The organism is Arthrobacter pityocampae, from assembly GCF_002927275.1.
GTDB lineage: Bacteria > Actinomycetota > Actinomycetes > Actinomycetales > Micrococcaceae > Arthrobacter_D > Arthrobacter_D pityocampae.
This window is the reverse complement of the sequence record NZ_PRKW01000003.1, coordinates 1-21,295: the sequence shown is the minus strand read 5'-3', so window position 1 is coordinate 21,295 and position 21,295 is coordinate 1. Positions and strand designations below refer to the sequence as shown.

19 protein-coding genes are annotated in these 21,295 nt (G+C 70.4%); 13 read left to right on the top strand and 6 right to left on the bottom strand.

Features of this window, described 5'->3' with window-relative positions; genetic code table 11:
* Positions 1-2: 2 nt before the first annotated feature.
* The 6 genes from argB to argH all read left to right on the top strand — a co-directional run bounded on the left by argB (position 3) and on the right by argH (position 6,482).
* Positions 3-977, top strand: a complete 975-nt coding sequence (argB, locus tag C4K88_RS06550; RefSeq protein ID WP_104120851.1) for an acetylglutamate kinase — start codon at positions 3-5, stop codon at positions 975-977.
* The gene (locus C4K88_RS06545) at positions 974-2,221 is read left to right on the top strand and encodes an acetylornithine transaminase (protein WP_104120850.1); all 1,248 of its coding nucleotides are present in this window, start codon (positions 974-976) and stop codon (positions 2,219-2,221) included. The genes argB and C4K88_RS06545 overlap by 4 nt, the downstream gene beginning before the upstream one ends.
* Entirely contained in the window at positions 2,218-3,183 is a 966-nt protein-coding gene (gene argF / locus C4K88_RS06540; protein ID WP_104120849.1) for an ornithine carbamoyltransferase, read from the top strand. The genes C4K88_RS06545 and argF overlap by 4 nt, the downstream gene beginning before the upstream one ends.
* Positions 3,180-3,719: an arginine repressor gene (locus C4K88_RS06535; protein ID WP_104120848.1), complete on the top strand. Its 540-nt coding sequence runs from the start codon at positions 3,180-3,182 to the stop codon at positions 3,717-3,719. Before argF ends, C4K88_RS06535 begins: the two co-directional genes overlap by 4 nt.
* Before the next feature lie 109 nt (positions 3,720-3,828).
* The gene (locus C4K88_RS06530) at positions 3,829-5,031 is read left to right on the top strand and encodes an argininosuccinate synthase (protein ID WP_104120847.1); all 1,203 of its coding nucleotides are present in this window, start codon (positions 3,829-3,831) and stop codon (positions 5,029-5,031) included.
* A complete protein-coding gene (argH, locus tag C4K88_RS06525) occupies positions 5,031-6,482 on the top strand; it encodes an argininosuccinate lyase (RefSeq protein ID WP_104120846.1) in 1,452 nt (483 codons plus the stop codon). Before C4K88_RS06530 ends, argH begins: the two co-directional genes overlap by 1 nt.
* Positions 6,483-6,528: 46 nt before the next feature.
* On the opposite strand, the gene C4K88_RS06520 is transcribed toward argH, so the two are convergent.
* Positions 6,529-7,527, bottom strand: a complete 999-nt coding sequence (locus C4K88_RS06520; protein ID WP_104120845.1) for a zinc-binding dehydrogenase — start codon at positions 7,525-7,527, stop codon at positions 6,529-6,531.
* Between the two features lie 209 nt (positions 7,528-7,736).
* Between C4K88_RS06520 and C4K88_RS06515 the strand changes: the two genes are divergently transcribed.
* Positions 7,737-8,414: an NADPH-dependent F420 reductase gene (locus C4K88_RS06515; RefSeq protein ID WP_104120844.1), complete on the top strand. Its 678-nt coding sequence runs from the start codon at positions 7,737-7,739 to the stop codon at positions 8,412-8,414.
* A 102-nt stretch (positions 8,415-8,516) separates the two neighbouring features.
* Here the strand turns inward: C4K88_RS06515 and C4K88_RS06510 are convergent, their stop codons facing one another.
* Together C4K88_RS06510 and C4K88_RS06505 are read right to left on the bottom strand one after the other, a co-directional pair.
* Positions 8,517-9,599, bottom strand: a complete 1,083-nt coding sequence (locus C4K88_RS06510) for an excalibur calcium-binding domain-containing protein (RefSeq protein ID WP_104120843.1) — start codon at positions 9,597-9,599, stop codon at positions 8,517-8,519.
* Positions 9,600-10,026: 427 nt separating this feature from the next.
* On the bottom strand, positions 10,027-10,575 hold the full coding sequence (locus tag C4K88_RS06505) for a TetR/AcrR family transcriptional regulator (RefSeq protein ID WP_146065633.1): 549 nt from the start codon (positions 10,573-10,575) through the stop codon (positions 10,027-10,029).
* 55 nt (positions 10,576-10,630) lie between these two features.
* Here C4K88_RS06505 and C4K88_RS06500 point away from each other — a divergent pair, with 55 nt between their 5' ends.
* Complete coding sequence (locus C4K88_RS06500; protein WP_104120841.1) at positions 10,631-11,794, top strand: FAD-dependent monooxygenase; 1,164 nt, start codon at positions 10,631-10,633, stop codon at positions 11,792-11,794.
* Positions 11,795-11,889: 95 nt separating this feature from the next.
* Positions 11,890-13,764 (top strand): ABC transporter ATP-binding protein, encoded by a 1,875-nt coding sequence (locus C4K88_RS06495; protein WP_104120840.1) that lies wholly within the window; start codon positions 11,890-11,892, stop codon positions 13,762-13,764.
* A gap of 10 nt (positions 13,765-13,774) precedes the next feature.
* Here C4K88_RS06495 and C4K88_RS06490 read toward each other — a convergent pair whose 3' ends face one another.
* On the bottom strand, positions 13,775-14,320 hold the full coding sequence (locus C4K88_RS06490; RefSeq protein ID WP_104120839.1) for a methylated-DNA--[protein]-cysteine S-methyltransferase: 546 nt from the start codon (positions 14,318-14,320) through the stop codon (positions 13,775-13,777).
* Positions 14,321-14,369: 49 nt separating this feature from the next.
* The gene (locus tag C4K88_RS06485; protein WP_104120838.1) at positions 14,370-15,893 is read right to left on the bottom strand and encodes a DNA-3-methyladenine glycosylase 2 family protein; all 1,524 of its coding nucleotides are present in this window, start codon (positions 15,891-15,893) and stop codon (positions 14,370-14,372) included.
* 92 nt (positions 15,894-15,985) lie between these two features.
* On the opposite strand from C4K88_RS06485, the gene C4K88_RS06480 reads away from it, so the two are divergent.
* Genes C4K88_RS06480 through tyrS form a run of 4 tightly spaced genes read left to right on the top strand, consistent with a single transcriptional unit; the run spans position 15,986 to position 20,847 of the window.
* On the top strand, positions 15,986-16,630 hold the full coding sequence (locus C4K88_RS06480; protein WP_104120837.1) for a DNA-3-methyladenine glycosylase: 645 nt from the start codon (positions 15,986-15,988) through the stop codon (positions 16,628-16,630).
* Positions 16,631-16,632: 2 nt separating this feature from the next.
* Positions 16,633-17,208: an adenine phosphoribosyltransferase gene (locus tag C4K88_RS06475; protein WP_104121268.1), complete on the top strand. Its 576-nt coding sequence runs from the start codon at positions 16,633-16,635 to the stop codon at positions 17,206-17,208.
* Between the two features lie 51 nt (positions 17,209-17,259).
* Positions 17,260-19,512 (top strand): HelD family protein, encoded by a 2,253-nt coding sequence (locus C4K88_RS06470; protein WP_104120836.1) that lies wholly within the window; start codon positions 17,260-17,262, stop codon positions 19,510-19,512.
* Between the two features lie 12 nt (positions 19,513-19,524).
* The gene (gene tyrS, locus C4K88_RS06465) at positions 19,525-20,847 is read left to right on the top strand and encodes a tyrosine--tRNA ligase (protein WP_438502331.1); all 1,323 of its coding nucleotides are present in this window, start codon (positions 19,525-19,527) and stop codon (positions 20,845-20,847) included.
* Between the two features lie 210 nt (positions 20,848-21,057).
* Here the strand turns inward: tyrS and C4K88_RS17600 are convergent.
* Positions 21,058-21,295: hypothetical protein (locus C4K88_RS17600; RefSeq protein ID WP_206604355.1), on the bottom strand; the 238-nt coding region annotated here is incomplete at its 5' end.

The window sequence follows — 21,295 nt, the reverse complement described above, 5'->3', positions numbered from 1 at the left end:
CCATGACGAAGAGCGACACACCCTCGACGGCGACGCCGTCGGCGTCGACCCTGAAGGCCCAGGACAAGGCCGCCACCCTGGTGGAGGCGCTGCCGTGGATCCAGCGGTTCGCGGGCACCACGATGGTCATCAAGTACGGCGGGAACGCCATGGTGAACGAGGAGATGCGCCGGGCCTTCGCCGAGGACGTCGTCTTCCTGCACCACGTCGGCATCCGGCCCGTCGTCGTGCACGGCGGGGGCCCGCAGATCAACGCCATGCTCGGCAGGCTCGGCATCGAGTCCGAGTTCCGCGGCGGCCTCCGTGTGACGACCCCCGAGGCCATGGACGTGGTCCGGATGGTCCTCACCGGCCAGGTGGGCAGGGAACTCGTGGGCCTCATCAACTCCCACGGCCCCTACGCCGTCGGCCTGTCCGGGGAGGACGGCGGGCTGCTCCGTGCGGTACGCACCGGGACCGTCGTCGACGGCGAGACCGTGGACCTCGGGCTCGTCGGCGACGTGACCGAGGTTCACCCCGGCGCGATCCTCGACCTCCTCGAGGCCGGGCGCATCCCCGTCATCTCGACCGTCGCGCCGGAGTACGACGCCGACAACGAGGCAGTGCAGCAGGTGCTCAACGTGAACGCCGACTCGGCCGCCGCGGCACTGGCCGCCGCCCTCGGGGCTTCGAAGCTCGTGATCCTCACCGACGTCGAGGGGCTCTACGCAGCCTGGCCGGACCGCAGCTCCCTCATCTCCTCGCTGACCGTGAGCGAGCTCCGCGAACTCCTGCCCGGTCTCGAATCCGGCATGATCCCGAAGATGGCCGCGTGCCTGCAGGCCGTGGAGTCGGGCGTGGAGCGCGCGCACATCGTCGACGGGCGGCTGGCCCACTCGATGCTGCTCGAGACCTTCACCGCCGCGGGCATCGGCACGCAGGTGGTCCCCGACGACGCCGCAGGTACCCAGCCCCCAACCCCGGGAGGGACGACATGAGCGACACCGCCACCACCGAGACCGCCGACCTGCTCACAGGAGGCGCGTCGGGCGCGGACTGGCTCGCCCGCTACAACACCTCGCTGATGGGCGTCTTCGGGACGCCGCAGCGCGTCCTCGTGCGCGGCTCCGGCTGTCACGTGTGGGACGCCGACGGCCGCGAGTACCTCGACCTCCTGGGCGGCATCGCGGTCAACGCCCTCGGCCACGCGCACCCCTTCGTCACCTCCGTCGTCACGAGCCAGCTCGAGACCCTCGGACACATCTCCAACTTCTTCACCAGCCCCACCCAGGTGGCGCTCGCCGAGAAGCTGCTCGGCCTCGCCGAGGCGCCCGCCGGGTCCCGCGTGTTCTTCACCAACTCCGGAGCCGAGGCCCTCGAAGCCGCGGTCAAGCTCGCGCGGCGCAACAGCACACCGGGACGGCAGCGCATCCTCGCCCTGGACGGCGCCTTCCACGGCCGCACCATGGGCGCGCTCGCCCTGACCTCCAAGAAGGCCTACCGGGAACCGTTCGAGCCCCTGCCCGGCGGCGTCGAGCACATCCCCTTCGACGACATCGAGGCCCTCCGCTCCGCCATGGACTCCTCCGTGGCAGCACTGGTCATCGAGCCCATCCAGGGTGAGGCCGGCGTCCGGCCGCTCTCGCCCGACTACCTGCAGGCCGCCCGGGAGCTCACCCGCGAGCACGGCGCCCTGCTCATCCTCGACGAGGTCCAGTCCGGCGTCGCCCGGACGGGCCGCTGGTTCGCCCACCAGTGGGTCGACGGCGTCCTCCCTGACGCCATGACGCTCGCCAAGGGCCTCGGCGGCGGCTTCCCGATCGGCGCCCTCGTCACCTTCGGCGAGGACGTCTCCTCCCTCATCGGCGCGGGACAGCACGGCACCACCTTCGGGGGGAATCCCGTGGCCACCGCCGCGGGCCTCGCCACCCTGCACGTCCTCGAGACGACGGGCGCACTGCAGAACGCGTCCGACGTCGGCGGCGTCCTCACCACAGGCCTCGCCGCCACCGAGGGCGTCACCGCCGTGCGGGGACAGGGCATGCTCATCGGGTTCGACGTCGACGGCGGGTACGCACCGGCGGCGGTCCAGGCTGCACTCACCGCAGGCTTCATCATCAACGCGACCGGCCCCTCCACCATCCGGCTCGCGCCGCCGCTCATCCTCACCCCCGACCAGGCCCGGACGTTCCTGGACGCCCTGCCCGCCATCCTCACCACAGCCCGGGAGGCAACCCCATGACGCGCCACTTCCTCGTCGACACGGATCTCTCGCCCGCCGAGCAGGCCGAGGTCCTCGACCTCGCCGCCGAGCTCAAGGCGAAGCCCTACTCGCACGCGCCGTTCGCGGGGGAGGGCGCCGGCCGCAGGACGGTCGCCGTGATCTTCGACAAGACCTCGACCCGCACCCGGGTGTCCTTCGCCGCCGGGATCGCGGACCTCGGCGGAGTGCCGCTGATCATCGGGGCGGGCGACTCCCAGCTCGGGCACAAGGAGTCGATCACCGACACCGCGAAGGTCCTCGACCGGATGGTCGCGACGATCGTCTGGCGCACCTACGCGCAGGCCGGCCTCGAGGAGATGGCCGCGGCGTCCGGCGTCCCGGTCATCAACGCCCTCTCGGACGACTACCACCCGTGCCAGCTGCTCGCGGACCTGCTCACCATCCGCGAGCACAAGGGCACCCTCGCCGGCCTCACCATGACGTACCTGGGGGACAGCGCCAACAACATGGCCAACTCCTACCTCCTCGCGGGAGCCACGGCCGGCATGCACGTCCGGATCGCCGGGCCCGGGGGCTACCTCCCCGACCCGGCCGTCGTGGCCGCCGCCGAGGAGCGGGCCGCAGGGACCGGCGGGTCCGTCCTCGTCACCACGGACGCGGCCGTCGCGCTCGCCGGGGCCGACGTCGTCGCCACCGACACCTGGGTGTCCATGGGTCAGGAGGACGAGAAGGCGGCCCGGCAGGAGCTGTTCCGCTCCTATGCCGTGGACGCCGCCGCCATGGCGCAGGCCGCATCGGACGCCGTCGTCCTCCACTGCCTTCCCGCCTACCGCGGCTACGAGATCGCCGCCGACGTCATCGACGGCCCGCAGTCGCTCGTCTGGGACGAGGCCGAGAACCGGCTGCACGCCCAGAAGGCCCTCATGACGTGGCTCGTGCAGCAGTCCGGCCGGCCGGACCGGCGGAGGAGCGGCTCATGACCGTGCAGCGCGACTCCGTCCGCCTCACCACGAAGACGGCCCGCCACGCCCGCATCACGGACCTCCTGACCGCCCAGTCCGTCCGCTCGCAGGTGGAACTGGCCACCCTGCTCGCCGCCGAGGGTGTCCAGGTCAACCAGGGGACGCTGTCGCGGGACCTCGTTGAGCTCGGCGTCGTACGCGTCCGCGGAGCCGAGGGCGCGCTGATCTACGCGGTGCCCGTCGAGGGCGGCGGCCGGCACGCGCGCAGCGGCGTGTCCCAGGAGATCCTCGACGCCCGGCTCGCGAAGCTCTGCAACGAACTGCTGGTGACGGCCGAGGCCTCCGGCAACATCGTCATCCTCCGGACGCCGCCGGGAGCCGCGAACTTCCTCGCCCTGGCCATCGACCACTCGGTGATGCCCTCGATCCTCGGCACGATCGCCGGGGACGACACCGTGATGCTCGTGAGCCGGGACCCCGACGGCGGGGCCGCCGTCGCCGACCGGTTCCTCGGCCTCGCGCAGGAACCGCAGGGATCCGCCGAGCCGTCCTGACCCCGTCGTGACGCCCGGCCCCACGCCCGCCGGCGGCATGACACCCTGAATATCCACACACCTGTACCCCCACGGGCGCACCGCCCGGACAATCGAAGGAGCACCTCCCGTGACCGAACGCATCGTCCTCGCCTACTCCGGCGGACTCGACACCTCTGTCGCCATCGGCTGGATCGCCGAAGCCACCGGGGCCGAGGTGATCGCCGTGGCCGTCGACGTCGGACAGGGCGGCGAGTCCCTCGAGACCATCCGCCAGCGCGCACTCGGCTGCGGTGCCGTCGAAGCCTACGTGGCCGACGCCCGTGAGGAGTTCGCCACCGACTACTGCATGCCCGCCCTGAAGACGAACGCGCTCTACATGGACGCCTACCCCCTCGTCTCCGCGCTGTCCCGGCCCGTGATCGTCAAGCACCTCGTCGCCGCCGCCCGCGAGTTCGGCGCCACGACCGTGTCCCACGGCTGCACCGGCAAGGGCAACGATCAGGTGCGCTTCGAGGTGGGGATCCAGACCCTCGGCCCCGACCTGAAGTGCATCGCCCCCGTCCGCGACCTCGCCCTCACCCGCGACAAGGCCATCGCCTTCGCCGAGGAGAAGGGCCTGCCGATCGAGACCACCAAGAAGAACCCGTTCTCCATCGACCAGAACGTGTGGGGCCGCGCCGTCGAGACAGGATTCCTCGAGGACATCTGGAACGGGCCCACCAAGGACGTCTACGAGTACACGGCGTCGCCCGAGTTCCCGCCCGCCGCCGACGAGGTCGTCATCTCCTTCAAGGAGGGCATCCCCGTGGCCATCGACGGCAACGCCGTCACGCCGCTGCAGGCCATCGAGGAACTCAACCGCCGCGCCGGAGCCCAGGGGATCGGCCGCATCGACATCGTCGAGGACCGCCTGGTGGGCATCAAGAGCCGCGAGATCTACGAGGCCCCCGGCGCCATGGCGCTCATCGCCGCGCACCGCGAACTCGAGAACGTCACCATCGAGCGCGAGCAGGCCCGCTTCAAGAAGACCGTCGACCAGCGCTGGACCGAGCTGGTGTACGACGGCCAGTGGTTCTCCCCGCTGAAGCGCTCGCTGGACACGTTCGTCGACGACACGCAGAAGTACGTCACCGGCGATATCCGCATGGACCTCCACGGTGGCCGCGCGACCGTCACCGGCCGCCGCTCCGACGTCGCGCTCTACGACTTCAACCTCGCGACCTACGACTCCGGGGACACCTTCGACCAGTCGATGGCCCGCGGCTTCATCGAGATCTTCGGCCTGTCCTCCAAGGTGGCCTCGAGCCGGGACCAGCGGGCGGGCGCCTGATGGCGCCAGAGCACGGGGTTGCAGGGCCTTCGGGGCGCCCGGGGACGAACGAGGGCTCGCTGTGGGGCGGCCGGTTCGCCGGCGGCCCCGCCGACGCCCTCGCCGCGCTCAGCAAGTCGACACACTTCGACTGGCGGCTGGCGGTCTACGACATCGAGGGCTCGCGCGCCCACGCCCGCGTGCTCCACCGTGCGGGCCTGCTCGACGACGGCGAACTCGCCGGGATGATCGACGCCCTCGACCGACTCGACGCCGACGTACGCTCCGGCGCCTACGTGCCGGCGCAGAGCGACGAGGACGTGCACGGATCGCTGGAACGCGGCCTCATCGAGCGCACCGGACCGGCGCTCGGCGGCAAACTGCGCGCGGGCCGGTCCCGCAATGACCAGGTGGCGACCCTCGGGCGCATGTACCTCAGGGACCATGCCCGCATCATCGCCCGCGGAGTCCTCGCGACGATCGGCGCTCTGGTGGAGCAGGCCGAGGCGCACCTCGACGCGCCCATGCCCGGGCGCACGCACCTGCAGCACGCGCAGCCGGTGCTGCTGAGCCACCATCTGCTGGCCCACGCGTGGGCACTCCTGCGGGACGTGCAGCGGCTGCAGGACTGGGATCGCCGCGCCGGGATCTCACCCTACGGATCGGGTGCCCTCGCAGGGTCCTCGCTGGGTCTGGACCCGGAGTCGGTCGCCGCGGATCTCGGCTTCTTCTCCGCGACGCACAACTCGATCGACGGAACGGCCTCGCGCGACGTGTACGCGGAGTTCGCCTGGGTCGCGGCGATGATCGGGGTGGATCTCTCCCGCGTGAGCGAGGAGATCATCATCTGGGCCACGAAGGAGTTCTCCTTCGTCACGCTCGACGACGCCTTCTCGACCGGCTCGTCGATCATGCCGCAGAAGAAGAACCCCGACGTCGCCGAGCTCGCCCGCGGCAAGGCCGGACGCCTGATCGGCGACCTGACGGGGCTGCTCGCCACGCTCAAGGGCTTGCCCCTCGCCTACAACCGCGACCTGCAGGAGGACAAGGAGCCGGTGTTCGACGCCGTCGACACCCTCGAGGTCCTGCTGCCCGCGGTGTCCGGCATGATCGCGACCCTCGTCTTCGATACGGAGCGCCTGGCCTCCCTCGCCCCGCAGGGCTTCGCACTCGCGACGGACATCGCCGAATGGCTCGTCCGGCAGGGCGTGCCGTTCCGGGAGGCGCACGAGCTCTCGGGCGCCGCCGTCCGCATCGCCGAGCAGCGAGGCGTCGAACTGTGGGACCTGACGGACGACGAGTTCGCCGGGATCTCCGCGCAGCTGACGCCCGCGGTGCGCGAGGTGCTCACGGTCGAGGGATCACTGGCGAGCCGGGACGCGCAGGGCGGCACGGCTCCGGCCGCCGTCCGGCGGCAGCTCACCGCGCTGCGTGCCGAGCTCGACGGCGTCGAGGCGTACGCCGCGGGCTGACCGTCGACTGCGGCGCGGCTCCTGAACGGGGCCGCGCCGCAGTCGATCATTCCCGGGACCGTTCCATCCGGACGACGATCTTCCCCCTCACATGGCGCTGGGCCAGACGGTCAAGGGCGTCAGGCGTGTCCGCCAACTGGACGGTCTCGATCGGCAGAGGGATCAACGTGCCTTCGTCGACGAGCCGCAACAACTCCGTGAGCATGCCGGCCAACTCGACCCGATCCTCGGCATCACCATGCGCGTACGCCGCCCCGAGCGCGATCTCGTGCAGGCTCGGGGCGATGCCGAACGGCTCGACGGTATCCAGTGACGGCCGCCCCGCAACCGCCGCCAGCCCGCCCCCATGGTGCAGCAGTAGGAGTCCTTGGGCTGCGGATGACGGCGAGACGGTATCCACCACGGCGTCGAAACCCCGCTCCGCAGTGGCGGCCCGGAGCGCTGCGGCAAGATCAGCCCGACGGTAATCCAGCACCGTGTGGGCGCCGAGGCCGCAAACGTAGGCGTGGTTGGACGGGGAGGCGGTGGCTACCACTCTGGCTCCGGCTGCGGCCAAGAGTTGTACCGCGAATCCGCCGACGCCGCCCGCGCCGCCCTGGACCAATGCGTACTGGCCGCGCCGTACCTGGAGCCTGCGCACCACGGCCTGGTAGGCCGTCATGCCGGCGCACGGAAGGCTCGCCGCCACGGTCATGCTGATCCGTGGCGGCACTACCGCCAGGACGTCGACCGGAGCAGTGACGAAGGCTGCCAGGCCGCCGGGTCGGCGCAGGTCCTGGTGCCACACCACACGGGTGCCCGCCGGCACGCGCCCATCCGGCGCGCATCCCGTGTCCTGGATCACGCCGGCGATGTCCAGGCCGGGAATGTGCGGGTACGTCCAAGCCGAGTGCCCGCCGGAGGCAATCTGGTAATCGACAGGGTTGAGGCCCACGGCGTCGACGCGGACGAGGACCTCGCCGACGCCGGGAGTAGGCCGGGGGACCTCGCCCAGGCGCAGGGACGACGGCGGGCCGGGCCGGTCCAGGAGGAGTGCCCGCATCATCCGATCGGTCCTCGGTGCGCAACTGTCGACGCGATGTCCATGCCGCCCAGCGTACGGCGGCGGGGACTGACGACAGAAGCGCCGACCGCCTCACCTGAAGGCTGGTCGCCGTGCCTCGACAGGCGGATCTATCCGGCACAGACTGTCGAGGACAATGCGTCACTTCGGGGCGCATCCCGGCTCGGAAGACTGATCAAGGAGACCACACCATGAAGATCGCCATCCTCGGAACCGGATCCGTGGGGCGAACCCTCGCCGTGCGGCTCGCCGGACTGGGCCACGACGTCACCATCGGTACCCGCGACGTCGAAGCGACACTGGCCCGCACGGACGCGGGCGGTGGGGGTGACGCACACTTCGCCGACTGGGTTGCCAAGAACCCCGCCATCACCCTGACCGGCTTCGCCGACGCCGCAGCGGGAGCCGAACTCGTCGTCAATGCCACGAACGGTGGAGCGTCCCTGGATGTCCTGACCGAGGTCGGGAACCGGGGCCTCGACGGCAAGATCGTCCTGGACCTCGCCAACCCGCTCGACTTCAGCCGCGGCATGCCGCCTACCCTGTTCGTCAAGGACACAGACTCCCTCGGCGAGCAAATCCAACGCGCCTTTCCCGCCGCCCGCGTCGTGAAGTCCCTGAACACTCTTACTGCAGAACTGATGGCCCATCCCGGGAACCTGCCCGAGGCCAGCACCGTCTTCGTCTCCGGGAACGACATCGACGCCAAGCACACCGTCACTGCGCTGCTGACTGAATTCGGCCATCAGGACGTCATCGACCTCGGTGATATCACCACCGCCCGCGGCCCCGAGATGCTGCTGCCCGTATGGCTCCGCCTCTGGGGTGCTCTCGGCACGCCCGTCTTCAACGTCAAGATCGTCCGCTGAACGGCACGAGTTGGCCGGGATGGCACCGTCCTGAGCCTCGGCAACGCCATGTAGGGGCCGATCCGTCAGGACCGGCCCCTACATGTGTGCTACTGGATTGTGCTACGCCTTGACGGCACGGCGGCGGCCACGGCCCGCGAGGACCATACCCGCACCGAGAGCCAGAAGACCGGCGCCGATGCCCCCGGCGACCTTCATGCTGTCATCGGTGCCCGTGTAGGCAAGCTGCCCTGTGCGGTCAGCGGTCTCGCCATCATCGGCAACGACGACCGTTTGGGTGCCGGTGGTGCTGTCGGTGCCCTTGTCGGTCACGGTGCCGTCGGTGTCGAGCTCGCAGCCGACGCCGTCGTTGTCCCGGTCGAGACCGGCACGGAAGCCTTCCTCACCCAGCAGGATGGGGCGGCCCAGTACGTCCCGCACCTCGGTGCAGTTCTCGTAACGGGCCTCCACCGCTGCCTTGTCGACGACCGGGAGGACCTTGCCGGGAGTGTCCACGACGACGGGCTTCCCCACAACGGGACTGCCTTCGGCCGGCGTCCCGTCGGCGGGGGTCTCCTCGATGGGCATCTCCTCGGGGGTCTCGGCAGGCGCTTCCTCGACGGGCGCCTCCTCCACAGGGGTTTCCTCCGCAGGGAGTTCAGGCGTCGACTCCTCCGGGACCTCGGGGGTCGGGTGTCCGGGCTCTGCGGGGGTTTCCGGGCTCTCGGGGGTCTCCGGGTTGGGCTCTGCGGGGGACTCCGGGACCTCGGGGGTTTCCGGAGCGGGCTCCGCCGGGGTGTCCGGCGCCTCGGGGGCCGGGGGCACCTGCACTTCCGGGGTCTCCGGGACGGGCGGAACGACGACCGGCGCGGGAATCGCCGTGTAGGAGTAGTGGGAGATGTCCTTCCCGGTGGAGTGGCTGATCGTCACCTGGGACTCGGCGGGAGTGAGGACGACGGTCTCAGGACCGTCACCCTGATTGGAGGAACCGGCCTTGACGCAGTAGCTCGCGATCAGTTGGCCCTCCGGGGCAGTGATGGTGAGCGTGGGGCGTGCCCCGGTGACGTCCTGCTTGCCGCTCGTCCCTTCGTCGCATACCTGCTGGACCGGGTCGGTCATGCCCCCTGTGGCGAACGCGGGTGCGGTGGAGAACGTGCTGAGACCGGCAGTGACGGCGAGGGCGAGTAGCCCTGTGCGCTTGTTCATGTGTACCTGTTGTTCCTTCTGATGTGTCCTGGCGCGGATCCGGCGCTCGGTAGCGCCCCTCGATGTGTCCATCGAGCTCGACGTCGAGTACGACGAGGGGATCTGCGCGGAATCGATGGCACTGGCGTACTGCAGCGCTCTGCGGAACGTGGTCGGGAACCGACATCCGAATGGTCGGATCGGTCTTTTCCGCTCAGGTTGTTCGGAGCCGCATCGGAGGCCGCGGATACTGCGATCACTTTCCAATGAATGCAGAAGGCGCGGTCCCCTCGCGCAAAGTATCCAGTCGTACAGAACCCAACCTACGAATCATGAGACAAGGAAGCACGAGCAGCAACTACGTGTGAATTATCAGCGTGACTGAGAAAACTAAGTAGTTACTACTGTGTACTTGTTTATCCACTACTCGAGAATTGGAAAAGACTACTCAGGGGTCCGTGATGATGGCCTTGATGGCGGAGGCCAGGGCGGACTCCTCGATGGGGAGATTCATGAAGACCGTGGCGCTGATCATTCCGTCGATCATCCCGACGATGAGGGCGGACTTCTCCTCCGGACGCGTGGCGCCGATGGATCGCAGCGCGTCCGTACCCCATGCGACAAGGCGCAGTCGGCCCTCAGCGAGGACTGCTGCGGATGACGGGGCGTCCGAGGCGTGCACCAGAAGTGCGTGCCGGGCCCGCGCGTGCTCCCGCCCGGTGGTCCGGGCTGCCGAGGCGAAGCGGGCGAGCGCCGTCGCCAGATCGTTCGCGCCTGTCGGGGTCTCGCGTCGGAGATGTCTCAGCCCGCGGTAGTCCACCTGCACCAGGAAGTCGACAACAGCACCCACCAGTGCCTCCTGCGTCCTGAACAGATTCGACGTCGAACCGAGCGGCACGCCTGCCCTGCGGTCCACGGCACGGTGTGTGAGGGCACGCGGTCCGCCCGATGCGAGCAGGGACACCGCGGCCGTACAGAGCAGTTCTCGACGTTCCACCCGATGAAACTACATCTGTTGTGAGACCGTACTACAAATGTAGTACGGTCTCGGCATGGTGAAGGCGACGGTCGTGGGCGCGGGCATTGCAGGACTTGCGGTCGCGGTCCGTCTGCACCGTGCGGGGTGGGCGGTGCAGGTCCTGGAGCAGGAGGCGGAGGTGCGCACCTCAGGGACGGCGGTCGTCCTGCACCGGGCCACAGTGCGGGAGCTCCGCTCGCTCAGCCTCGGCCCGGGTATCGATGCCTTGGCGCTCCCGCTCACCGGTCTCCGACTGCGCACGCGCACAGGTCTTCCTCTCTCACCACCGTCGTGGCCCGCCTCCGGTTCCGTCCTGATCGAGCGGGCGGACCTCATCGGCCTTCTCCGGGACTCGCTGCCGAGCACCGCACTCGTTCTCGGTCACCCTCTGGCGGCACGCGACCTTTCAGCCGCCTGCGGCGAGGCCGCCGTCGTCGTAGGGGCCGACGGCGTCCACAGCGCCCTCCGCCAGCAGTTGTTCGGTCCTGCGTACCGCGCGGCCTCGACCGGCACCACCGTGTGGCGGGGAACGGCGGAGGTGTCGACGTCGGGCCTGACCGAGTCCTGGGGTCGGCGACGCCGCTTCGGGATCAGTAGCCGACCGGGCGGGGGGACGAACTGGTACGCGACGGCTACGCTGCCATCGGCAGGGCTCGCGCCGGCGCCGTCGGACCTCGAGGAGCTTCGACGGCTGTTCGGGCACTGGGGCGGGGCGGTGGCGGCGACTGTTGCACGCATCAGCGAGGGGAGCATCCTCCGGCACGAGATCCATCATCTGGCGCGACGGCTGCCGCGGTATCACCAGGGAAACGTGGCCCTCATCGGTGATGCAGCCCACGCCATGACGCCCGATCTCGGGCGCGGTGCCAATGAAGCGATTCTCGACGCGATGTCCCTGGTGCAGCATCTCGAGGCCCACGACGACGTCGGGAGCGCGTTGGCCGCCTACGACAGGTCACGGCGCCGAGTCACCCAACGAATCGCGAGCGGCTCCCTGGCTGTGCACACCCTCATCCACGGCTCGCCACCTCACCGGCAAGACCGACGACCGCGGGCCATGACATGGGATGACGAGAAGGACCCTCCCGTGCCCACCTACCTCGAGGGCAGCTCGCTGAAGCGTGTCCACGAGGGTCGGGTCGGGGAGGAGCACGACGACGACGCCGGGTCCCCGGAGGTCGACGGTCGGACCAGCTAGCGCGTCGTCGCCTCAGGGCGTAGCTCGTCGGACGGTCCGCTACGCCCGTCGCGAAGTGCTTTGACACGGTGCACCGCCCGGCGCATCGTGTGAGCATGCAGCCCACCGCCCCGCGCGCCACGCTCCGGGAATTCTTCCCCTACCTGCGGGGGCACGTGCGCGTCCTCGTCCTGGTCGCCGTCGTCTCCCTCGTCTCGACGGGCCTGTCGATCGCGCAGCCGCTCATGGTCCAGCAGCTCGTCAACGCCGTCTCCGCGAGCCGCCCCGCCACGATCTTCGTCTGGCTCCTGGTGGCCGTCACCCTGTCCGGGGCCGTCTTCGGGGCGGCGCAGTCCTATCTCCTCCAGCGGACCGCGGAATCCGTGGTCCTCGGGGTGCGCCGCTCCCTCGTGGGGCAGCTGCTCGCGCTGCCCGTGCGGGAGTTCGACCGCCGGCGCGTCGGCGACCTCATCTCGCGGGTCGGCTCCGACACGACCCTCATGCGCAGCGTCATCACCTCCGGCCTCTTCGAGATCGTCTCGTCCGTCCTCATGTTCTGCGCCGCCGTCGTCCTCATGGTCCTCATCGACCCCCTGCTGTTCGGGATCACGCTGACCGCCGTCCTGGTGGGCGCGGGCGGCGTCGTGTTCCTCGGGCGCCTCATCCGCAAGCGCAGCCGCGACGTCCAGGACGCCGTCGGCTCCATGACCGCCGCCGTCGAGCGGGGCCTCTCCGGCATCCGCACCATCAAGGCGTCGGTCGCCGAGCAGCGCGAGGCCGCGGTGATCGACGTCGAAGCGACCAGGGCCTACGACGCCGGCATCGCCATGGCCCGCCTGCAGGCCGCCGTCCAGCCGATCATGTCCATCTGCATCCAGGGCGCCTTCATCGTCGTCCTGACCGTCGGCGGGATCCAGGTGGCCGCGGGTGAACTGCTGCTCGGCGACCTGATCGCCTTCATCCTGTACCTGTTCCTGCTCGTGATGCCCATCGGATCCGCCATGAGCGCGTTCGTGCAGATCCAGTCCGGTCTTGCGGCGCTGGACCGCATCCAGGAGATCGCCCGGCTCGATCCGGAACGGGCGGACGAGGAGCGCCCGGAACGGCCCGCGCCCGCGACCCGGGCGGCCCACGGCAGCAGCATAGAACTGCGCGACGTCAGCTTCTCCTACGGCGACGACGACGGCGGGAACGGCGCGGACGCCGCGGACGGACCACCAGCCTCGGCGGACCAACCGAGATCGCCCGTGTCGCCCGCGGTGACAGGCACCTCGGAGGGGCACGGGCCGGACGATGCAGGCCGGCCGGTCCTCGACGGCGTCAGCTTCACCGTCCCCGCGCGGAGCAGGACGGCCCTCGTGGGTCCTTCCGGCGCCGGCAAGTCCACGGTGCTGGCGCTGCTGGAGCGGTTCTACGAGCCGACGTCGGGCGGCATCCTGCTCGACGGCGTCGCCCTGCCCGGCATTCCGCGCTCCGACCTGCGCTCGCGCATCGGCCTCGTCGAGCAGGAGGCACCCGTCCTCAGTGGCACCCTGGCGGACAACCTCCGGCTCGCAGCACCGCACGCCACGGACGACGACCTGCGCCGCGTGCTCGCGGCGGTCGGCCTCGACGCGCTGGGGGACCGGTCGGACGACGGCCTGGACCTCAACCTGGGGGAGGACGGGATCCGGCTCTCGGGTGGCCAGCGGCAGCGCCTGGCGTGGGCCCGGGTGATCCTCGCCGACCGTCCCGTCCTGCTGATGGACGAGCCGACGTCGGCCGTCGATTCGCGGACCGAGCAGCTGCTCCAGCAGACCCTCGGGGAGGCCTCGCGGAACCGCACCGTCGTCGTCGTCGCCCACCGCCTGTCCACGGTGGCGGACTTCGACCAGATCGTGGTGCTGGACCAGGGGCGGGTCGCCGCCGTCGGCACGCACGACGAGCTCCTCGAGAGCAGCGACCTCTACCGCGACATGGCGGCCCGGCAGCGGCTGGTCGCCCACGCCTGACGTTCGCCGGTCACCTCGCGGGCACCCGGCTCGCCTCCCGGTCGAGGAGCCGCTGCTTGAGGGGCAGTCCCCAGCGGAAGCCGCCCAGGGAGCCGTCCGTCCTGATGACCCGGTGGCAGGGGACGAAGAGCGCCGCCGCGTTCCTGGCGCATGCTCCCGCCGCGGCGCGGACCGCGGACGGATTGCCCGCCCGGGCGGCGTACTCGAGGTAGGTGACCGGTGCTCCGGGGGCGACGGTGCGCAGGACGTCCCAGGCGTGGGCGCGGAAGGGCCCCGAGACCTGGCGCACCTGCACCGCCGTGATGGCGTCGACGTCGCCGTCGTAGTAGCGGCCCACGGCCTCGAGGATGGGGCCCATCGCGGACGCCGCCGGGTCGAAGCGGGCCGCCCGGAGGCTCGGGTGGATCTGCCCGATCAGGTCTTCCGGGAGGGAGGTCCAGCCGGACGAGAGGACCGCCCCTTCCGCCTCGATGACGCTGAAGGGGCCATCGGGCGTGTCGACGGTCTCCGTGGTGGCGCCCTTCAGGACGGCCGGCGGGGTGAGGGTTGCGTTCATGGCGGAAGTATCCGTTCGGTGGGTCGGTCCAGGGTGCGTGGGAAGGTCCTCAGGCCGCGTCATCGACGGCTCCTTCGGCCCCTGGTGGTGACGCGGCGGTCCGCCACAGATGCAGGGTTGCGTAGGAGCGCCAGGGCCGGAGGCCGGCCATGGCCGCCTCGAGGGTCGCGGGGGAGGCGCTCGCGGACGCCTGCGTGAGCCGTGCCCACCCGGTGCGGACGGCGGCGTCGCCCGGCGGGTGGATGTCCGGGTGGCCGAGCACCCGCATGACGACGTAGTCCGCCGTCCAGGGGCCCACGCCGTCCAGCCGCAGGAGGTCCTCCCGCAGCTCGGCAGGGTCGGAGCCGATGCCGAGTGCGAGCCCCCCGGCGGCGAGCTTCCCGGCGGCCGCGCGCAGGGCAGCATCACGGCGGCGTGGCCCCCGCAGGAGCGGCCCGGGCGCCTCGGTGAGATCCTCGGCCGAGGGGAAGATCCGGTCCAGTCCTGTGCCCGGAACGCTGATGGCGGGGCACGCTGTGGCGAGGCGGCCGAGGGCCGTCGTCGAGGCGGCCACCGTGACCTGCTGGCCCGCGATCGCCCGGATCAGTGTCTCCTCGGGATCCAGCGACCCGGGAAGACGCAGGCCCGGCTTCTCCGCGACCAGGTCCGCGAACCGGGCGTCGCTGGACAGTGCGGTGTCGACCGCCACGGGGTCGGCGTCGAGGTCGAACAAGCGCCGGATACGGCCGAGCAGCGTCGGGAGGTCCCCGAGCCCCGCCACCGAGACCGTCACGGGCAGGGCGGCCCTCCCGTCCCCCTGCGGCACGACGGCCTCCGCCCTGAACCAGGCCGGTCCGGCCGGCAGGCGGAGCAGGCGTTCATAGCTGCTGGCCGTACCGAGCTCCGGGCCTGCGACGGCACGGGCAGCGAGGAAGCGGAAGATGCCGTTGTCGTACGGCAGTCGCGCGGGCAGGGACAGTGAGAGCCGGAGCGGCCCACCGGATCCATCAGTGGGCGGGCCGTTCGTCCCGGCCCGCCGTGGCGAAGCGTCCCGCAGCTGCCCGGGGGTGAGGTCGAAGACCTGCTGGACGGTGTCGTTGAACTGACGGATGCTCCCGAAGCCCGCGGCGAACGCCACGTCCGCGAAACGCAGCGTCGTGCCGGTGAGGAGGGTCCGCGCCGTCTGGGCGCGGTGGGCGCGGGCCAGCGCGAGCGCACCGGCCCCGAGTTCCTCCTTGAGAATGCGGTTGAGCTGCCGGGTGGAGTATCCGAGCCGCGCCGCCAGGCCGGGCACACCGGCGCGGTCCACCTCGCCGTCGGCGATGAGCCGCATGGCCCGGGCCGCGGCGTCACTGCGCAGATTCCACTCCGGGTCCCCCGGAACGGCCTCGGGCAGGCACCGCTTGCAGGCGCGGTACCCGGCGTCGTGCGCGGCGGCCGAGGTGCGGAAGAAGGTGACGTTGCCGGGCTTCGGCGTCCGGGCGGGGCAGGAGGGCCGGCAGTAGATCCCCGTACTGGAGACGCCGGTCACGAACTGCCCGTCGAAGCGGGCGTCCCGGGCGTCGATCGCCCTGTAGCGCTGCCAGAAGTCCATGCCGTCATCCTGCCACCCTGACGGGCACCGTCCTAGCGGGATTCGGACACGACGGTGGGGAGCGCCGGAGCGGCCTTTGCTACGGTCGAAGCGTGAACCACCAGAACGCGACAGCCCCGGATCTCCGCGCGCGGCTGGGCGGCAGCGCCCTCGACGTCGCCCCCTCGCTGCTGGGCGCGCACCTGACGCACAGCACCGACGACGGCGACGTCACCGTCCGCATCACGGAGGTCGAGGCGTACCTCGGCCCGGATGACCCGGGCTCGCACGCGTTCCGTGGCAGGACCGCACGCAATGCGACGATGTTCGGGCCCGCAGGGCACCTCTACGTGTACTTCACCTACGGCATGCACTACTGCGCCAACATCGTGTGCGGCGACGAGGGATGGGCCACCGGACTGCTCCTGCGGGCGGGGGAGGTCGTCGACGGCGCGGGCCTCGCCCGCGACCGGCGCTCGCACCCGGCCACGGACCTCGACCTCGCCCGGGGGCCGGCCCGCCTCGCACAGGCGCTCGGCCTCGACCGGCGGAAGGACGGCGCGGACGTCCTCGCGGACCCCTTCCGGCTGGTCCTGCCGGACCTGCCCGCGACGGCGGTCCTCCGCGGACCGCGCGTCGGCGTGAGCGGCGTGGCCGGGACGGAGGAGTACCCGTGGCGCTTCTGGCTGCCGGACGAGCCCACCGTCTCCCGCTACCGTCCGGGGAAGCCCCGCGCAGCCCGTAAGGTTGATCCGTGATTATCAGCGAAACGGACCGCCTCCCGGCCCGGACCCCCGACGCGTCCGGACGGGCCGCTCACGCCCGGGACGCCGTCGACCGCCTCTGCGCGCGGGTCCCCGACTTCCCGTCGCCCGGCATCATGTTCAGGGACCTCACACCGGTGTTCTCCGACGCGCAGGCCTTCCGCGCGGTCGTCGACGCGCTCGCCGACGCCTTCGCGGGCCAGTTCGACGCCGTCGCCGGGGTCGAGGCCCGCGGTTTCCTCCTGGCCGCCGCCGTCGGCTACGCGACCGGCACTGGCGTCGTCACCGTCCGCAAGGCGGGCAAGCTGCCCCGCGCGGTGTACCGGGAGTCCTACGACCTCGAATACGGCCAGGCCTCCCTCGAGATCCACCAGGCGGACCTGCCCGCCGGGACGCGCGTCCTCCTGCTCGACGACGTCCTCGCCACCGGGGGAACACTCGCCGCCGCGGGTGCGTTGCTCGAACAGGCCGGCGCCGTCGTCGTCGGGTGCGGCGTGGTCCTGGAACTCGCGGATCTCACCGGACGCGCCGCCCTGGCGGGCCGACGGGTGCACGCGCTCGAAACCGTGTAGCGTCCACTCCGCTAGGATTGACGGTCTGCCTTTGATGGAAGGAAATGTCCGATGCACGAGACCTCCCAGGCCAAGGCCGAGCTGGAGCACGAGCGCGGCTACGTCGATGGCCTGTACCACCGTCTCGACGAACTCCGAGCGGAGAAGGCCCGGCAGCTCGCCGAAGTGCGGCGCACGCAGGCGGCCGGATCCCACCAGAACCGCTCCGAGCGGGACGCCTTCGCGACCATGTACGAGGACCGCCTCGCCCAGCTCAACGCCGTCGACGACCGCCTCGTCTTCGGGCGCCTCGATCTCGACGACGGCGACCAGCGGTATATCGGCCGGATCGGACTCTCCGACGAGGACCTCCGCCAGCTCATGGTCGACTGGCGGGCCCCCGAGGCCGGCACGTTCTACCAGGCGACGGCCTTCGAACGCATGGGCGTGCGTCGTCGCCGGCACCTGATCCTCTCGCGGCGCGACGTCGTCGCCATCGAGGACGACGTCCTCGATGCGGACCTCCTCGGCGACGACGACTCCCTGCAGGGCGAAGGCGCCCTGCTCGCCGCGCTGAACACGCGGCGCACCGGCCAGATGTCCGACATCGTGGGGACCATCCAGGCGGAGCAGGATCGCATCATCAGGGCACCGCTGCCCGGTGTGACCGTGGTCCAGGGCGGCCCGGGTACCGGCAAGACGGCGGTCGCGCTCCACCGCGCCGCCTATCTCCTCTACACGCACCGCGACCGGCTGAAGTCCGCCGGTGTGCTGCTCGTCGGTCCCACCGACGCCTTCATGAAGTACATCGAGCGCGTCCTGCCCTCGCTCGGCGAGACCGGCGTCGTCATGGCGGGCATCGGCACCCTCATGCCCGGCGTTCATACCGTGCAGGAGGCGGACGAGACCGCGGCGGCCCTCAAGGGCCGGCTGGAGATGGCGCAGGTGATCCGCAACGCCGTCGCGAACCGGGAGCGCGTGCCCGCGGAGAACAAGCGACTGAACGTCGAGGGCACCATGCTCACCCTCACCCCGCGTCAGGTCTCCCGCGCCCGCGAGCGGGCCCGGGCCACCGGGAAGCCGCACAACGAAGCGCGGGTCACCTTCGTCAAGATCCTGCTGCGCGAGCTCACCGAGCAGCTGCTGGACAAGCTGGAGGAATCCTCCGGCGGCGGCAACAACGCCGACCGCTCGTACCTCGCCGAGGACGTCCGCAGTTCCCGCGACGTGAGGATCGCCCTCAATCTCGCCTGGATGCCCCTGACGCCGCAGAAGCTGGTGTCCGAGCTGTTCGCCCGCCCGGAACTGCTGCGTGCGGCGGCCCCCCACCTGGACGAGGACGAGCTGGCCGTCCTCACCCGGCCCGTCGGGGCACCCTGGACCGAGGCGGATGTGCCGCTGCTCGACGAGGCCGCGGAACTGCTCGGCGATCTCGACCCCTCGGCCGGTCGAGACACCGCGGCCCGCGACCAGGAGCAGAAGCGGGATCTCGCCAATGCGGAGCGTGCCCTCGAGAACGTCAACGCCTCCCTGGAGGATTCCGGGGTGGACGGCGTGCTGACCGCCGAGGACCTCGCGCAGCACAACGCCGTGACCGCCACGCGGCTGTCGGCCGCCGAGCGCGCCTCCGTCGACCGCACCTGGGCCTACGGGCACATCGTGGTCGACGAGGCCCAGGAGCTCTCCCCGATGCAGTGGCGGCTGCTGATGCGGCGCTGCCCGCTGAAGTCCTTCACCATCGTCGGGGACATCGCGCAGACCAGCTCGGCAGCCGGGTCGAGGTCCTGGCAGCAGGCCCTCGAACCCTTCGTGCGGGATCGCTGGCAGCTCGAGGAACTCACCGTCAACTACCGGACCCCCGCGCAGATCGCGGAGGCCGCCGTCCGCATGGCCAACGCGGCAGGGCTCGTCGTGTCCGCCCCGAAGGCCGTGCGCGAGGGACGTTTCCCGCCGGTCCTGGACACGGTGGGCGACGCCGTGACCGCCCTGGTGCAGGCCATGCCGGAGGAACTGGCAGCCATCGACGGCGGACTGCTCGCCGTCATCGCGCCGGATTACCTGCTCACCGCGGTCCGGGACGCCTTGGCGCCCACCTACCGGGACCGCGTCGGTTCCGGTGCGGGCGGGCCGGGCCAGGACATCGTGGTCATCAGTCCGCGCGAATCGAAGGGCCTGGAGTTCGACGGCGTGGTGATCCTCGAGCCGCAGGAGATGCTCGACTCCGCGACCGCGAGGGTCGGCGACCTCTACGTCGCGATGACCCGCCCCACGCAGCGCCTCCGCGTCATCTCCGGCGGCCGGATGCCCGCCGGTATCGCCGACTGATAATTTGGACTCGTGTCCCAGCAAACAGAGATCCCGGTCAGTGGCCTCGCAGGCCAGCGCAACGATCCGTCCTTCGACGGCATCTACGACGAGCTCGTGTGGCGTGGTCTGATCCATGTCTCCACTGATGAGGGGGAGCTGAAGGAACTGCTGGGCGGGCCGCCCATCACGTTCTACTGCGGGTTCGACCCCACCGCCCCGAGTCTCCACCTCGGCAATCTGGTGCAGCTGCTGACGATGCGCCGGCTCCAGCTGGCAGGCCACCGCCCTCTCGGCCTGGTCGGCGGTTCCACCGGTCTGGTCGGCGACCCGCGCCCGACGGCGGAGCGCACCATGAACACGAAGGAGACCGTCGCCGAGTGGGTCGGATACCTCGAGGCCCAGGTACGACGCTTCCTCGACTTCGAGGGTGACGCCGCGGCACGGGTGGTGAACAACCTCGACTGGACCGCCCCCATGAGCGCCATCGACTTCCTGCGCGACGTCGGGAAGTACTTCCGCGTGGGCACGATGATCAAGAAGGAGACGGTCGCCAAGCGGCTGAACTCCGACGAGGGAATCAGCTACGCCGAATTCAGCTACCAGATTCTGCAGGGCATGGACTTCCTGCAGCTGTACCGCGACTACGACTGCGTCCTGCAGACCGGCGGGTCCGACCAGTGGGGCAACCTCACCAGCGGCACCGATCTGGTCCGGAAGGTGGAGGGCAGGAGTGTCCACGCCATCGGCACACCCCTGATCACCAACTCGGACGGCACGAAGTTCGGCAAGAGCGAGGGCAATGCCATCTGGCTCGATCCCGCCATGACCAGCCCGTACGCGATGTTCCAGTTCTGGCTCAACACCTCGGACGCCGACGTGACCGAGCGACTGCGCATCTTCACCTTCCGCAGCCGGGCGGACATCGAGGCGCTCGAGCAGGCGACCGCCGACCGGCCGCACGAGCGGTCCGCGCAGCGAGCCCTGGCCTACGACGTCACATCGTTGGTGCACGGCGTCGATGCGACCGAGAAGGTGATCGCCGCCTCCGCGGCCCTCTTCGGCCAGGGCGATCTCCGGTCCCTCGACCTCGCGACCCTCGAGGCGGCCACGGCCGAACTGGACTCCGCCGCCCTGTCCCGCGACGGGCTGGGCATCATCGAGCTGCTGGTCGCGTCCGGTCTGTCCGCGAGCAACTCCGCCGCCCGCCGCACGGTCGGGGAGGGTGGGGCGTACGTGAACAACACGAAGATCACCGATGTCGACCACACCGTCGGCGAGAAGGACCTGCTCCACGGTCGCTACCTCCTGGTGCGCCGCGGCAAGCGGAATCTCGCCATGGTGGACGTCGCCTGACGCACGCGGCCTTCAGCAGGAGAGCCGGTACGCCCTACGAGGGTGTGCCGGCTCTCCTGCTGTCGGGCGTGATCGGGTAGACACTGGTTGGGTTTGCTCGGGGGTGGTGGTGGGTGTAGTGTTTTCTGAGTTGCCCCGGTGAGGGCTGCCAACCCCTTCCAATTGTTTTGGTCGGTTCGTGCGCTCTCGGGCGGTACCGGATTAGGCCTTCTATTTGTCATGGGATTGTTCTGTCTTTTGTGTTTTCACGGTTATCAGGCCGGGAAGCGGATTTGACAGGGGAAATGAAAGTGAAATAAGCTGTAAACATAACGGCGAGGGAAAACGAAGCCGAATGGGTCGCATGTTGTGGGCCGGGTTTCGTGAGTAATCGGTTGTTCCTGTTGTTTGAGAACTCAATAGTGTGCCAAGTTTGTTGATACCGATTGTTTGTTGATTGGTTGAATTG

What these genes read in the sequence shown, in the direction of transcription:
- argB (WP_104120851.1), top strand. Translation starts at nt 3, where the DNA reads ATGACGAAGAGCGACACACCCTCGACGGCGACGCCGTCGGCGTCGACC.
- C4K88_RS06545 (WP_104120850.1), top strand. Translation starts at nt 974, where the DNA reads ATGAGCGACACCGCCACCACCGAGACCGCCGACCTGCTCACAGGAGGC.
- argF (WP_104120849.1), top strand. Translation starts at nt 2,218, where the DNA reads ATGACGCGCCACTTCCTCGTCGACACGGATCTCTCGCCCGCCGAGCAG.
- C4K88_RS06535 (WP_104120848.1), top strand. Translation starts at nt 3,180, where the DNA reads ATGACCGTGCAGCGCGACTCCGTCCGCCTCACCACGAAGACGGCCCGC.
- argH (WP_104120846.1), top strand. Translation starts at nt 5,031, where the DNA reads ATGGCGCCAGAGCACGGGGTTGCAGGGCCTTCGGGGCGCCCGGGGACG.
- C4K88_RS06520 (WP_104120845.1), bottom strand. Translation starts at nt 7,527, where the DNA reads ATGATGCGGGCACTCCTCCTGGACCGGCCCGGCCCGCCGTCGTCCCTG.
- C4K88_RS06515 (WP_104120844.1), top strand. Translation starts at nt 7,737, where the DNA reads ATGAAGATCGCCATCCTCGGAACCGGATCCGTGGGGCGAACCCTCGCC.
- C4K88_RS06510 (WP_104120843.1), bottom strand. Translation starts at nt 9,599, where the DNA reads ATGAACAAGCGCACAGGGCTACTCGCCCTCGCCGTCACTGCCGGTCTC.
- C4K88_RS06500 (WP_104120841.1), top strand. Translation starts at nt 10,631, where the DNA reads ATGGTGAAGGCGACGGTCGTGGGCGCGGGCATTGCAGGACTTGCGGTC.
- C4K88_RS06495 (WP_104120840.1), top strand. Translation starts at nt 11,890, where the DNA reads ATGCAGCCCACCGCCCCGCGCGCCACGCTCCGGGAATTCTTCCCCTAC.
- C4K88_RS06490 (WP_104120839.1), bottom strand. Translation starts at nt 14,320, where the DNA reads ATGAACGCAACCCTCACCCCGCCGGCCGTCCTGAAGGGCGCCACCACG.
- C4K88_RS06485 (WP_104120838.1), bottom strand. Translation starts at nt 15,893, where the DNA reads ATGGACTTCTGGCAGCGCTACAGGGCGATCGACGCCCGGGACGCCCGC.
- C4K88_RS06470 (WP_104120836.1), top strand. Translation starts at nt 17,260, where the DNA reads ATGCACGAGACCTCCCAGGCCAAGGCCGAGCTGGAGCACGAGCGCGGC.